This window comes from Mycobacterium sp. IDUB_9 (assembly GCF_055419505.1).
Genome location: NZ_JBVAXU010000003.1, coordinates 207,121 through 220,204, shown reverse-complemented (window position 1 = coordinate 220,204; position 13,084 = coordinate 207,121). Strand labels below are relative to the sequence as shown.

12 protein-coding genes are annotated in these 13,084 nt (G+C 67.2%); 9 read left to right on the top strand and 3 right to left on the bottom strand.

Translation table 11 applies throughout. The annotated features are described in order from the left end of the window. Nucleotides 1–48: 48 nt before the first annotated feature. Nucleotides 49–204: a hypothetical protein gene (locus ACZY08_RS15430; protein WP_463745783.1), complete on the top strand. Its 156-nt coding sequence runs from the start codon at nt 49–51 to the stop codon at nt 202–204. A 5-nt stretch (nt 205–209) separates the two neighbouring features. Here the strand turns inward: ACZY08_RS15430 and ACZY08_RS15425 are convergent, their stop codons facing one another. Both ACZY08_RS15425 and ACZY08_RS15420 read right to left on the bottom strand, forming a co-directional pair. Then, a complete protein-coding gene (locus tag ACZY08_RS15425; protein WP_463745784.1) occupies nt 210–1,865 on the bottom strand; it encodes an MFS transporter in 1,656 nt (551 codons plus the stop codon). Further along, the gene (locus ACZY08_RS15420) at nt 1,865–2,578 is read right to left on the bottom strand and encodes an LppX_LprAFG lipoprotein (protein WP_463745785.1); all 714 of its coding nucleotides are present in this window, start codon (nt 2,576–2,578) and stop codon (nt 1,865–1,867) included. Before ACZY08_RS15420 ends, ACZY08_RS15425 begins: the two co-directional genes overlap by 1 nt. 74 nt (nt 2,579–2,652) lie before the next feature. Between ACZY08_RS15420 and ACZY08_RS15415 the strand changes: the two genes are divergently transcribed. The 4 genes from ACZY08_RS15415 (at nt 2,653) to ACZY08_RS15400 (ending at nt 5,624) form a co-directional block, all read left to right on the top strand. Beyond that, the gene (locus ACZY08_RS15415) at nt 2,653–3,252 is read left to right on the top strand and encodes a riboflavin synthase (protein ID WP_463745786.1); all 600 of its coding nucleotides are present in this window, start codon (nt 2,653–2,655) and stop codon (nt 3,250–3,252) included. A gap of 95 nt (nt 3,253–3,347) precedes the next feature. Further along, nucleotides 3,348–4,676 (top strand): bifunctional 3,4-dihydroxy-2-butanone-4-phosphate synthase/GTP cyclohydrolase II, encoded by a 1,329-nt coding sequence (locus ACZY08_RS15410; RefSeq protein WP_358018203.1) that lies wholly within the window; start codon nt 3,348–3,350, stop codon nt 4,674–4,676. Continuing rightward, the gene (gene ribH, locus ACZY08_RS15405) at nt 4,673–5,152 is read left to right on the top strand and encodes a 6,7-dimethyl-8-ribityllumazine synthase (protein ID WP_463745787.1); all 480 of its coding nucleotides are present in this window, start codon (nt 4,673–4,675) and stop codon (nt 5,150–5,152) included. The genes ACZY08_RS15410 and ribH overlap by 4 nt, the downstream gene beginning before the upstream one ends. A gap of 7 nt (nt 5,153–5,159) precedes the next feature. Next, on the top strand, nt 5,160–5,624 hold the full coding sequence (locus ACZY08_RS15400; RefSeq protein ID WP_463745788.1) for a PH domain-containing protein: 465 nt from the start codon (nt 5,160–5,162) through the stop codon (nt 5,622–5,624). A gap of 10 nt (nt 5,625–5,634) precedes the next feature. On the opposite strand, the gene ACZY08_RS15395 is transcribed toward ACZY08_RS15400, so the two are convergent. Beyond that, on the bottom strand, nt 5,635–7,578 hold the full coding sequence (locus ACZY08_RS15395) for a gamma-glutamyltransferase family protein (RefSeq protein ID WP_463745789.1): 1,944 nt from the start codon (nt 7,576–7,578) through the stop codon (nt 5,635–5,637). Nucleotides 7,579–7,628: 50 nt separating this feature from the next. Here ACZY08_RS15395 and uvrC point away from each other — a divergent pair, with 50 nt between their 5' ends. The 4 genes from uvrC to whiA are packed head-to-tail and all read left to right on the top strand — an operon-like array spanning nt 7,629 to nt 12,733. Next, nucleotides 7,629–9,749, top strand: a complete 2,121-nt coding sequence (gene uvrC, locus ACZY08_RS15390) for an excinuclease ABC subunit UvrC (protein WP_463745790.1) — start codon at nt 7,629–7,631, stop codon at nt 9,747–9,749. Between the two features lie 37 nt (nt 9,750–9,786). Continuing rightward, complete coding sequence (gene rapZ / locus ACZY08_RS15385) at nt 9,787–10,701, top strand: RNase adapter RapZ (RefSeq protein ID WP_463745791.1); 915 nt, start codon at nt 9,787–9,789, stop codon at nt 10,699–10,701. Next, nucleotides 10,698–11,759: a uridine diphosphate-N-acetylglucosamine-binding protein YvcK gene (gene yvcK, locus ACZY08_RS15380; RefSeq protein ID WP_463745792.1), complete on the top strand. Its 1,062-nt coding sequence runs from the start codon at nt 10,698–10,700 to the stop codon at nt 11,757–11,759. The genes rapZ and yvcK overlap by 4 nt, the downstream gene beginning before the upstream one ends. Continuing rightward, nucleotides 11,756–12,733 (top strand): DNA-binding protein WhiA, encoded by a 978-nt coding sequence (gene whiA, locus ACZY08_RS15375; RefSeq protein ID WP_463745793.1) that lies wholly within the window; start codon nt 11,756–11,758, stop codon nt 12,731–12,733. The genes yvcK and whiA overlap by 4 nt, the downstream gene beginning before the upstream one ends. Nucleotides 12,734–13,084: the final 351 nt, after the last annotated feature.

The following is a 13,084-nucleotide window of genomic DNA, read 5'->3' as shown; positions in this document are numbered from 1 at the left end:
GTTCACTGCCGAATAAGCGCCGAGTGAACACGAGCAAAGGACGCGAGCATGACTGCACTGCAGGACTGGCTCCCCATCACACCGTGGACTCCCCGCACGATTCGGGCGCTGGTGCGTGTCCCGCTACGCATGGTGATGCCCGGCCGGCCCGTTGAGACCGACCGGGCACCACGATTGCTGACCCCCGGGGTCGAACGCTGCTGAGCTCGTCAGCCCGACCGGTGACGGCCTGGAGGTTCCTGGTTCTGCGGCGTCTCCACATCAGGATCCACCAGTTCGCCGGGTAGGTAAACGTGCCCGCCGCTGGTGTCGCCGCTCTCGGGAGAACCGGTCAACTCGTCAACCTCGTCGACGTGAACGTTGCGCGCGGCGATCAGCAGCCCGAGCACCGCACCCACCACGCAGACGATCGCGGTGATCCCGAAGATATCGCCGTACATCGACACATATGCCTCGCGGTAGCGGACCGCCTGCGACGCCAGCCGCTCCTGCAGTGACATCTGGCTGGTGTTCGCCGCGGCCGCCAAGCTGGCCAGGTGCTGATTGAAGCGGAACAGGCCCCAGGCAGACAGGGCCGCCATGCCGATCAGCATGCCGATCATCCGAGCCACGACCACGAATGCCGAGGCGATACCGTGCTGTGCGGCAGGCACCACGCGCAGCGCAGCGGAGGTGAGCGGGGCGATCACCAGCCCGAGCCCGAGCCCGACGATCGCGAGATCGGTGTCCAGTGCCGGCAGCCGGAACAGGATCAGGTCGTGGTACTCGTCGAGCACGGTGATCGACCATTTGGTGATCAGCCAGAAGCCGCCGGCCGCGACCATCAGGCCGACGAAGGTGACGATGCGGTCCCCGACGCGGGTGGCGATCCAGCCACCGATCAGCGCGCCGATCGGTAGCGCGATCAGGAACCGCAGCAACAGGAACGCGGCGTCGTACTTGTCCTTGCCGAGCACACCCTGACCGAACAGCTCGACATTGACCAGTGTGACCATCAGCGCCGCACCGGTACACAACGAGGCGGCCAGCGCGGCCAGGAACGGCCGGAACCGCACACCTGCGGGTTCGATCAGCCGGGTGCGGGCCATCTTTTCCCACACGAAGAACGCGACGGCTGCCACCAGCGCACCGATCAGGACCGGAAGGCCCCAGCTGGGCAGGATCTGCTTGCCGTCCGGTTCGGGGTTGTACAGGCCGACGACGGCCAGACCCAACGCGATCGCCAGCAGGATGCCGCCGACGACGTCGACCTTCTCGGGACGGTCGCTGGGCTGCTTGCCCGGAAGGCTGAAGTGGATCATCGCCATGGCGATGACGGCCAGCGGCACATTGATCCAGAACACGGCCTGCCAGTGATGGAACAGCGCTACCGCGCCGATGCCGTACAGCGGGCCCAGGACGCTGCCGAACTCCTGTGCGGCACCGACGCCGCCCAACACGGCCGCCCGGTTACGGGCAGCCCACAGATCGGCGGCCAGCGCCAGCGTCACCGGCAGTAGCGCGCCGCTCGCGGTGCCCTGCACCACGCGGCCGATGACCAGGGTGGTCAGGTCGCCGGACAGTGCGGTGATCACCGAGCCGACCGCGAAACCGGCCAGACCGACCTGGATCAGCATCTTGCGGCCGAACCGGTCCGAGGCCCGGCCCAGCAGTGGCATGGCGGCGATGTAGCCCAGCAGGTAGCCGGTGATGATCGGCGTGACCTGCTGGATCTTGTTTATCGCGATCCCGACGTCGGACATGATGTCGGTCATGATCGTGACCACGACGTAGGTGTCGAGGGCGCCGAGCAGCACGGCGAGGCTGCCCGCGCTGATCGCGATGTGGCGGCTGCGGCCGGTGCTCACCGCCTGCGCGGCCCGCATCAGGGTGCGGGCTTGGTGACGGTGACCTGCTTGCCCCAGTCAGTCAGGGTCATGGTGACGCTGTTTCCGGGGGTGGGCTCGAGCTTGGCCTGCAGCAGGGTGTGGTTCCCGTCCTCGGTGATCCAGGCGGTTCCCGGAACCGGGCCGGTGGCCTTGAGCTGCGGGGCGATCTTGTTGACCGCGTCGGCGCTGACATTGCCGGTCACGCGGACACCCTCGGTGCCGTTGATCGATTCCCGGCCGTCGGCCTTGGCGTCGCTGAAGTTCGCCAGCACGTTGGCCAGTCCGGTTTCGGGGTTCAGGATGGCCGAGATGTCGTAGATCTTCTCGGCCGGTCCGTAATTGGACAGCGGGTCGCCGGGCGTCAGCGCGGCATACAGGTCGCCACCGGAGACGACGAACTTGGCGTCAGCCAGTTTCTGACCCATGAAGATCAGATCGGCGGTGCCCTCGGCAGCGACATCGGGGGCATTGGTCAGGTCACCATCGAGTTTCTCGACGGGAAGGCCTTCGATCGTGCCCTGCACGGTCAGCAGCAGGTGCACGCTCTGCTGGGCCTTGGTGCTGGTCGCGGACTCCTGCAGGAGTTGGGTCGCATCGGGCAGCGGGGCGTTGGACGTCTCCGAGGAGGACGAGCAACCCGCGACGAGCGCGGCCGCTGCGAAGAGAACTGCGAGTAAGGACTGGACTGCGAAGCGTGGGCGCGTCTGCATGACTTGCATCGTAGAGGCTCGCGGCACCGGGGCGTTTTCTCTCGCCCACCATGGGGCCGAATAGTCTGGTCGGCGTGTTCACCGGAATCGTTGAAGAGCTGGGTGTCCTGGTCGACAAGGCGGAGCTGACGGATGCCGCCCGGTTCACCATCCGCGGCCCTGTGGTTACTGCCGATGCCGGTCACGGCGACTCGATCGCGGTGAACGGGGTCTGCCTGACCGTGGTCGACGTGCTGCCCGACGGCGCGTTCACCGCCGATGTCATGGGGGAGACGCTCAACCGGTCGAGCCTGGCCGGGGTCGGCGTCGGCAGCCAGGTCAATCTGGAGCGGGCTGCCGCAGTCAACAGCCGCCTCGGTGGCCACATCGTGCAGGGTCATGTGGACGGCACCGGCACTGTGATTTCCCGCACGCCCTTCGACCACTGGGAAGTGGTGCGTATCGGCCTGCCGGCCGCGCTGTCGCGCTACGTGGTGGAGAAGGGCTCGATCACCGTCGACGGAGTCTCACTGACGGTCTCCGCCGTGGCTGACGACTGGTTCGAGGTGTCGCTGATTCCCACCACGCGCGAGCTCACCACGTTGGGTCAGGCGATCGTGGGAACGACGGTCAACCTCGAGGTCGACATCATCGCCAAATACGTGGAACGGCTGATGGCCGGTCCCGGTGAGTAAGAGCTGGCAATAACCGCTGGATTTCGGTGGTTCATACTGGAGTGGCGTCGGGTCCAGCATCGGGACCTGGCATTCGAACAGGCAAGGTGGCGCAGATGACCAGGCTCGATTCCGTCGAGAGGGCGATAGCCGATATCGCGGCGGGCAAAGCCGTGGTGGTGATCGACGACGAGGACCGCGAGAACGAAGGCGACCTCATCTTCGCTGCCGAGAAGGCCACCCCCGAACTCGTGGCGTTCATGGTCCGCTACACCTCCGGTTACCTGTGCGTGCCGCTGGACGGTGAGATCTGCGACCGGTTGGGCCTGCTGCCGATGTACGCGGTGAACCAGGACAAGCACGGCACCGCCTACACCGTCACAGTGGATGCGAAAAAGGATGTGGGAACCGGCATTTCGGCGTCCGACCGGGCCACCACGATGCGTGCCCTCGCCGATCCCGGCTCCGCGATCGACGATTTCACCAAGCCCGGCCACGTGGTTCCGCTGCGGGCCAAGGACGGTGGCGTTCTGCGCCGCCCCGGACACACCGAGGCCGCCGTGGACCTGGCCCGCCTGGCCGGGCTGCAGCCCGCCGGGGCCATCTGCGAGATCGTCAGCCAGAAGGACGAAGGCGACATGGCGCGCACCGATGAGCTGCGGGTCTTCGCCGACGATCACGACCTGGCCCTGATTTCGATCGCGGATCTGATCGAGTGGCGGCGCAAGCACGAGAAGCACATCGAGCGCATCGCCGAGGCGCGGATCCCGACCCGGCACGGCGAGTTCGTCGCCGTCGGTTACAAGAGCATCTACGAGGATGTCGAACATGTCGCGTTGGTGCGCGGCGACATCTCCGGACCCGCCAGCGACGGCCACGACGTCCTGGTCCGGGTGCACTCCGAATGCCTGACGGGTGACGTGTTCGGCTCCCGGCGCTGTGACTGCGGGCCCCAGCTGGACGCTGCGATGGCGATGGTGGCCAGAGAAGGCCGCGGTGTGGTGCTGTACATGCGCGGGCACGAGGGCCGGGGTATCGGTCTGATGCACAAGCTGCAGGCGTACCAGCTGCAGGACGCCGGGGAGGACACCGTCGACGCGAACCTGAAGCTCGGCCTGCCTGCCGACGCTCGGGACTACGGCATCGGCGCGCAGATCCTGGTCGACCTGGGTATCCGGTCCATGCGACTGCTGACCAACAACCCCGCCAAGCGGGTCGGTCTGGACGGTTACGGGCTGCACATCATCGAGCGGGTTCCGCTGCCGGTGCGGGCGAACTCGGAGAACATCCGCTACCTGATGACCAAGAGGGACCGGATGGGTCACGACCTCGTCGGCCTCGAGGATTACGACGAAGCGGTGAGCATGGACGACTACGACGAGGCGGTGTACCTGCTCGGCGACCGTCGGCCGCCCAGCCCCACCGATTCGGGTTCGAGCCTGTGAGCGGCCACGGAGTCCCCGATCTGCCCCAGGTCGATGCCTCGAACGTGACGCTGGCGATCGTGGCCAGCACCTGGCACACGCAGATCTGTGATGCGCTGCTCGACGGTGCACGCAAGGTCGCCGCCGAGGCCGGCATCGACGAGCCGAAAGTGGTGCGTGTGCTCGGGGCCATCGAAATCCCGGTGGTGGCACAGGAATTGGCGGCCACCCACGATGCGGTGGTGGCGTTGGGCGTGGTGATCCGCGGGCAGACCCCGCATTTCGACTACGTGTGCGATGCGGTGACGCAGGGCTTGACCCGGGTGTCGCTGGATGCGTCGACTCCTGTCGCCAACGGAGTGCTGACCACCGACAACGAGGCGCAGGCCCTGGATCGCGCCGGTCTGCCGGATTCCAGGGAGGACAAGGGCGCCCAGGCGGCGGCAGCGGCGTTGTCCACGGCGCTGACCCTGCGGGAACTGCGCGCAAACGCATGACACGCCGATGACCAAAGACATGACGACGGATACCTGGGATCTCGATATCCGGCCCTACCGCACACCCTATTTCGCCTACGGGGCGGCACTGGTCATCTTTCTGGCGCACGTCGCGGTGGGCGTGCTGCTGAAGGTCGGTTCGACCGGAGTGCTCTTCCAAACCTCGGATCAGGTGGCCATCGCCTTGCTGGGAGCGATCATCGGCGGAGTGGTGCTGATGTTCGCGCGGCCTCGTCTGAAGGTCGGTCCCGCGGGTGTCGCGGTCCGGAATCTGATCGGGTTCAAGGTGATTCCCTGGTCCGACGTGATCGGCGTGTCCTTTCCGGTCGGAGCTCGTTGGGCCAGAGTGGATCTGCCCGACGACGAGTACATTCCGGTGATGGCGATCCAGGCGATCGACAAGGGGCGTGCAGTCGCGGCCATGGACGAGGTGCGTGACCTGATCGACCGGTACCGCTCGAATCTGGGCTGACCCCGGGCGATCAGCCGGCGTCGCCCAGCACCAGACCTTCGCGGCGGGGGTCGGCCCCGCCGATCCAGCCCGGCGACGTGCGCACGAGGGCTGAGAGCCCACTGGACTGATCGGCCAGCGAAACCTGATGTCCGAGCGCGCGCAGGCCCTCGACCAGTTGATCGCGGTCGCCGTTGGCGACGGTGTCGACCGACGGATGCTCGCCGCCCACGTTGGTGACGGGCGTGTTGGCCGCGCCGAAGTCGATCATCGAAACCGCCTGTTGCGGATCAAGGTTCCAATCCATGATGCCGACAAGGGTTTTCACGACGAACTGGATGATGACCGAGCCGCCGGGGGAACCCAGGACCGCATACAGGGCACCTCGCTGTGGCCCGGCCTTGTCGAAGACCAGGGTGGGCGCCATGGTGCTGCGTGGGCGCTTTCCGGGTTGTACCCGGTTGGGTACCGGGCTGCCTTCGGCGCTGGTCGGCTCGGCCGAGAAATCGGTGAGCTGGTTGTTGAGCAGGAATCCGTCGACCATGTGGAACGAACCGAACGCCGACTCGATCGTGGTGGTCAGGGACGCCGCATTGCCGAAACGGTCGATCACGCTGATCTGGCTGGTGCCGTGCTCCGGCGCCGGCGGCATGGTTATCGGTGGCGCGAAGTCCCCGGGCGCGGCCACGCCCATCGTGTGGTTGCGGGAGATCAGCGCGGCCCGGCCGGTGAGGTAGGCGCCGTCGAGCAGGGTTTCGGGTGATCCACCGGGTAGCGGGACGAAATCGGTGTCGGCGACGTAGCGGTCGCGATCGGCGTAGGCGAGCCGTTCGGCCTCTGAGATGAGGTGTACCCCCGTCACCGAAGGATGACCGCCGTTGCGATCGACGCGGGCCGGCTTGTAGTCGCTCATGGGGAAGTGCTCGAGCATGCCGAGGGTTGCCGCCACCGCCATGCCGCCCGATGACGGCGGCGGCATCCCGCAGACTTCGCGGCCACGGTAGGTGGTGCACACCGGGTCGCGCTGTTTGACGGCGTAGCCGGCGAGGTCCGGCTCGGTCATGGCACTTGGCGTGCGGCCACCGCTGGTATCGGTGGCCGCGGCAACGACAGCGCGAGCGATGTCGCCGGTGTAGAAGGCCTGGGCGCCCCCGGAAGCGATGGCACCCAAGGTTTTCGCGTAGGCCGGGTTGGTCATGCGGGTACCCACCGGCTTGGGGCTGCCGTCGGGATTGAGGAAGTAGCCGGCGGCGGCGGGGTCCAGCCGGAGTTGGCCGTCGGCATCGTCGATCGCGGCAGCCAGGCGCGGACTGACGTCGAATCCCTGATCGGACATCGACACTGCCGGGTCGAAGAGATCGCGCCAGGCCTTCTTACCGAACTGGCGGTGGACATCGTCGAGCAGCCGCACGATGCCGGGCACCCCGATCGAGCGGCCCGATGACCGTGCATCGGGTTTGGGGACGGTGCGGTCGGTGTCCGATACCCATCTCAGGTAGTTCTCGGTCGCCGCGGCCGGCGCCGTCTCACGCCCGTCGTACGTGTGCACCGCATTGCCCGCGGCGTCGTAGTACAACAGGAAGCCGCCGCCGCCGATCCCGGAGGACTGCGGTTCGACGAGGCCGAGTACTGCCTGCGCGGTCACCAGCGCGTCGGCCGCGGTGCCACCGTCGCGCAGCACCTTGCAGGCGGCTTCGGTGGCCAGCGGATTGGCGGTGGCCACCGCATAGGTGGAGGTGCGGACGGCCGTCATGTCGCTGCGATATCCGGTGCCGACCTCGGGGTTGGTGGCCAGGTCCCGGGTCGGTGTCGGGGCCTGCGGGGCCTTGGGTTCCGGGGTGCCGTTGGACAGGATCTGGCACGGCCCGGCGTCGGTCCTCGCCGGGCGCCGACTGCCATCTGCGCATCCGGCAAGAATCACAGCGACGACACTGAGCAGCGTGATGACCGAACGGGTGGACGCCAGCAACCGCACAGTTCGACGGTAGCGGAGTTCAGTCGGCGCGCGGCAGTAACCTGGAAACCGTGCCTGATCCAGCGACGTACCGGCCGGCGCCCGGATCGATACCAGTGGAGCCAGGCGTATACCGGTTCCGGGACCCGCACGGCCGGGTCATCTACGTCGGTAAGGCCAAGAGCCTGCGCAGCCGGCTGACGTCGTACTTCGCCGACATTGCGAGCCTGGCGCCGCGCACCCGGCAGATGGTGATGACAGCGGGCAGTGTCGAGTGGACCGTGGTCGCCACCGAGGTCGAGGCCCTGCAGCTCGAGTACAACTGGATCAAGGAGTTCGATCCACGCTTCAACATCCGCTACCGCGACGACAAGACGTACCCGGTGCTGGCGGTGACGCTCAACGAGGAGTATCCGCGGCTGATGGTGTACCGCGGGCCGCGGCGCAAGGGTGTGCGGTATTTCGGCCCCTATTCGCATGCCTGGGCCATCCGCGAGACACTCGACCTGCTGACCCGAGTTTTCCCGGCCAGAACCTGTTCGGCGGGAGTATTCAAGCGGCACAGGCAGATCGACCGTCCGTGCCTGCTCGGCTACATCGACAAGTGTTCGGCGCCATGCGTCGGTCGCGTCAGCGCCGAGGAACACCGACGGATCGTGCTCGATTTCTGCGACTTCCTGGCAGGCAAGACCGACCGGTTGGCCCGCGACATGGAACAGCAGATGACGGCTGCCGCCGAGGAGTTGGACTTCGAGCGCGCCGCCAGGCTGCGCGATGACATCGCGGCGCTCAAGCGTGCCCTGGAGAAGCAGGCCGTGGTGCTCGGTGACGGCACCGATGCCGATGTGGTGGCGTTCGCCGACGACGATCTTGAGGCGGCCGTGCAGGTGTTCCACGTGCGGGGTGGCCGGGTGCGGGGCCAGCGTGGCTGGATCGTCGAGAAGTCTTCGGAGCCGGAGGCGACCCGTGATTCGGAGCTGGAGGCGACCCGTGATTCGGGTCCCGAACAGTCCGGGCGACAACAATTGGTCGAGCAGTTCCTCACCCAGTTCTACGGCGAGCAGGCCGAACTGGGCGGCGCGGCCGATGAGGCCACCAACCCGGTGCCGCGTGAGGTGCTGGTGCCGGTGCTGCCGCCCAATTCCGATGAACTCGCGGCATGGTTGTCGGGGCTCCGTGGTTCGCGGGTGAGTCTTCGGGTGCCGGTGCGCGGCGACAAACGCACCCTGGCCGAGACCGTCCAACGCAATGCGCACGAGGCGCTGGCCCAGCACAAGCTCAAGCGGGCCGGCGACTTCAACGCGAGATCGGAAGCACTGCAGAGCATTCAGGATTCCCTGGGGCTGGCCGCTGCGCCGCTGCGGATCGAATGCGTGGATATCAGCCATGTGCAGGGCACCGATGTAGTGGCCTCACTGGTGGTGTTCGAGGATGGGTTGCCGCGTAAGTCGGACTACCGGCATTACGCGATCCGTGAGGCTGCCGGTGGCGGCCGCTCGGACGACGTCGCCTCGATCGCCGAGGTGACACGACGTCGTTTCCTGCGGCATGTCAGCGATACACAGCCCGAGGTCGGTACCGATCAGCGTCCGCGCCGGTTCGCCTATCCGCCCAATCTGTTCGTGGTGGACGGCGGTGCCCCACAAGTCAACGCTGCGTCGGCGGTGCTCGAAGAGCTTGGTGTCACCGATGTCGCGGTGATCGGATTGGCGAAGAGATTGGAAGAGGTGTGGGTGCCGTCAGAACCTGATCCGGTGATCTTCCCGCGCAACAGTGAGGGCCTGTATCTGTTGCAGCGGGTGCGCGACGAGGCGCACCGGTTCGCGATCAGCTACCACCGGAGCAAGCGCTCCAAACGGATGACCGCCTCGGCACTCGATTCGGTACGTGGGCTGGGGGAACAGCGGCGCAAGGCATTGGTGACGCATTTCGGCTCGGTGGCGCGCCTCAAGGACGCCACCGTGGAGGAGATCACCGCGGTGCCGGGGATCGGGGTGGCGACGGCGAAGGCCGTCCTCGAGGCGCTCGGCGGCGAGCCGCCAATCAAGCACGGCGCGCCGTCATCACCCGAAAACGGTCAGCCCCCACTCGTCGAAAGTGGTGATCCGCGAAGCGAGAACAGCGCCGGACTGGGCGATTCAGGGACGCCTGCAACGGTTATCGAGGATGATCGACACAGGGTGTCGGGATGACAGGTAACGGGGATATGAGCAGCCAGGCGGATCGTGCATGAATGAACATCTGCGCGAGGGCGGCATCGTGGGTGGCGCGGACGCGGATTCTGGCATCGACGTGGTTCTCGTCACCGGCTTGTCGGGAGCGGGCCGAGGTACCGCGGCCAAGGTCCTGGAGGACCTCGGTTGGTATGTGGCGGACAACCTGCCGCCGGAGCTGATCGCCCGCATGGTCGAGCTGGGGTTGGCCGCCGGATCGCGGATCACCCAGCTGGCCGTGGTGATGGATGTCCGGTCCCGGGGCTTCACCGGTGATCTGGATTGGGTGCGCAACGAATTGGCGGCGCGGAGCATCACACCGAGGGTGTTGTTCCTGGAGGCGTCCGACGACATTCTGGTGCGCCGCTACGAGCAGAACCGGCGCAGCCACCCGCTGCAGGGCACGCAGACCCTGGCCGAGGGGATCGCCGCCGAGCGGACGTTGCTGGCCCCGGTGCGCGCGGCGGCCGATCTGGTGATCGACACCTCGGCACTGCCGGTGCCGGCCTTGCGTGAGAGCATCGAGCGGGCCTTCGGCGGCGAGACTGTCGCCTACACCAACGTGACCGTGGAGTCTTTCGGCTACAAGTACGGGCTGCCGATGGATGCGGACACCGTGATGGATGTGCGTTTTCTGCCGAACCCGCATTGGGTCGACGAATTGCGCCCGCACAGCGGTCAACATCCGGATGTGCGCGAGTACGTGCTGGGCCAACCGGGCGCCAGAGAGTTTCTCGACACCTACCATCGTCTGTTGGACGTGGTGATCGCCGGTTACCGCCGGGAGGGGAAGCGTTATATGACCGTCGCCATCGGGTGTACCGGCGGCAAACATCGCAGCGTGGCGATGGCCGAGGCACTGGCGGAACGGTTGCAGGGCGGTGACGGGCTCACCGTCCACGTGCTGCATCGAGATCTGGGTCGCGAATGACCCCGCGCATCGTCGCCCTCGGTGGAGGGCACGGGTTATACGCCACGCTGTCGGCGGCCCGGCGGCTCAGCCCGCATGTGACGGCTGTCGTGACGGTTGCCGACGACGGCGGTTCATCGGGTCGGCTGCGGAGCGAACTCGACGTGGTGCCGCCCGGTGACTTGCGAATGGCGTTGGCGGCCTTGGCTTCTGACAGTCCGCATGGCCGATTGTGGGCGACCATCATTCAGCACCGGTTCGGTGGCAGCGGCGCGCTGGCCGGGCATCCGATCGGCAATCTGATTCTGGCGGGCCTCAGCGAGGTACTGGCCGACCCCGTCGCGGCGCTCGACGAGCTCGGACGGATTCTGGGGGTGAAGGGCCGGGTGCTGCCGATGTGCCCGATCGCCCTGCAGATCGAAGCCGATGTCGCGGGTCTGGAGTCCGACCCTCGGATGAGCCGGGTGATCCGCGGTCAGGTGGCGATCGCCACCACCGTGGGCAAGGTGCGGCGGGTGCGGTTGCTGCCCGGGGATCCGCCGGCCACCAGGCAGGCGGTGGAGGCCATCATGAGTGCCGATCTCGTGGTGCTCGGTCCGGGGTCGTGGTTCACCAGTGTGATCCCGCACGTGTTGGTGCCGCAGTTGGCGGCGGCATTGCGGGCGACGACGGCACGGCGTGCGCTCGTATTGAATCTGGCTGCGGAGCCGGGCGAAACGGCGGGGTTCTCCGCCGAGCGTCACATCCACGTTCTGGCCCAGCATGCTCCGGACTTCAGCGTGCATGACATCATCGTCGATGCCAGCCGAGTGCCGAGCGACCGTGAACGGGAGCAACTCAGCCGCACAGCCAACATCCTCAATGCCCGCGTTGAGTTTGCTGACGTGTCCCGACCTGGTACACCTTTACATGACCCGGCGAAGTTGGCCGCGGTGCTGGAGGGGGTCCGGTTGCGCGCGACGGGGCCTGGCCGGGGAGTGCAGGAGTCCACCGTTCCCACGCCCGCTGCGAGGTCGGTCGACGTTGCGCAGCAGGAGCCGGCGCCGAATACACCGAGAGGGGACGATCCGTGGCGATGACAGCCGAAGTGAAGGACGAGCTGAGCCGCCTGGTAGTCAACTCGGTGAGCGCTCGCCGCGCGGAGGTGGCGTCGTTGTTGCGTTTTGCCGGCGGCCTGCACATCGTGGCCGGCCGGGTGGTGGTGGAAGCCGAGGTGGATCTCGGGATCATCGCGCGCCGCCTGCGCAAGGACATCTACGACCTGTACGGGTACAACGCGGTGGTGCACGTGCTGTCGGCCAGCGGCATCCGCAAGAACACCCGCTACGTGGTGCGGGTGGCCGCCGACGGCGAGGCGTTGGCCAGGCAGACCGGATTGCTCGACCTTCGTGGACGCCCGGTGCGTGGCCTGCCCGCACAGGTGGTCGGCGGCAGCGTCGGTGACGCCGAGGCGGCCTGGCGTGGCGCTTTCCTCGCCCACGGCTCGTTGACCGAACCGGGGCGGTCCTCGGCGCTCGAGGTCAGCTGCCCCGGTCCCGAGGCGGCCCTGGCACTGGTCGGTGCGGCCAGACGGCTCGGAGTCAGTGCCAAGGCCCGTGAGGTGCGTGGCGCTGACCGCGTTGTGGTGCGCGACGGGGAGGCGATCGGCGCGCTGCTCACCCGGATGGGCGCCCAGGACACCCGGCTGACATGGGAGGAGCGGCGCATGCGCCGCGAGGTCCGGGCCACGGCCAATCGCCTGGCCAATTTCGACGATGCGAACCTGCGCCGGTCGGCCCGGGCCGCGGTGGCGGCGGCCGCCCGGGTGGAGCGTGCGTTGTACATCCTCGGTGAGGGGGTGCCCGATCACCTCGCTGCGGCGGGCAAGTTGCGGGTCGAGCACCGGCAGGCGTCTCTGGAAGAGTTGGGCCGGCTCGCCGATCCGCCGATGACGAAAGATGCTGTGGCCGGCCGTATCCGGCGCCTGCTCTCGATGGCCGATCGCAAGGCCAAGCAGGAAGGGTTGCCCGACACCGAGTCGGCGGTGACCCCGGACCTGCTCGACGACGCCTGAGCTACGCGAAATCGACAGCGCTGCAAGCGGCTACGGCGTCGGCGCGGTTCAGCACTCGCTGGTCGCGGTGATCAGGCATACCGCAGCCGGCGGGATGCCGAATACCGCAGACTTTCTCGTGGTGTAGTCACCCGGGCGCATGGCCATCAACTTGGACCGGTGTTGACGACGATCGTGCCAGTCCGATCGATCCCATGAAGTTCACGAGAATGTTCCGGATCGGGGACCCTGTCTGTCGTCATGGACGCCAGGGTGCGGATGACCATCGGTGCTGCCACGACGGCCATGCGGCATTGCCGACAGCCGCCTGCTGCGCCGGGTCACGCCATTCGAATAGTGACTATTATTCGA

Excerpts from the sequence above, each read along its gene's own strand:
- ACZY08_RS15430 (WP_463745783.1), top strand. The coding sequence starts at position 49 with ATGACTGCACTGCAGGACTGGCTCCCCATCACACCGTGGACTCCCCGC.
- ACZY08_RS15425 (WP_463745784.1), bottom strand. The coding sequence starts at position 1,865 with ATGCGGGCCGCGCAGGCGGTGAGCACCGGCCGCAGCCGCCACATCGCG.
- ACZY08_RS15420 (WP_463745785.1), bottom strand. The coding sequence starts at position 2,578 with ATGCAGACGCGCCCACGCTTCGCAGTCCAGTCCTTACTCGCAGTTCTC.
- ACZY08_RS15410 (WP_358018203.1), top strand. The coding sequence starts at position 3,348 with ATGACCAGGCTCGATTCCGTCGAGAGGGCGATAGCCGATATCGCGGCG.
- ACZY08_RS15400 (WP_463745788.1), top strand. The coding sequence starts at position 5,160 with ATGACCAAAGACATGACGACGGATACCTGGGATCTCGATATCCGGCCC.
- rapZ (WP_463745791.1), top strand. The coding sequence starts at position 9,787 with ATGAATGAACATCTGCGCGAGGGCGGCATCGTGGGTGGCGCGGACGCG.
- yvcK (WP_463745792.1), top strand. The coding sequence starts at position 10,698 with ATGACCCCGCGCATCGTCGCCCTCGGTGGAGGGCACGGGTTATACGCC.
- whiA (WP_463745793.1), top strand. The coding sequence starts at position 11,756 with ATGACAGCCGAAGTGAAGGACGAGCTGAGCCGCCTGGTAGTCAACTCG.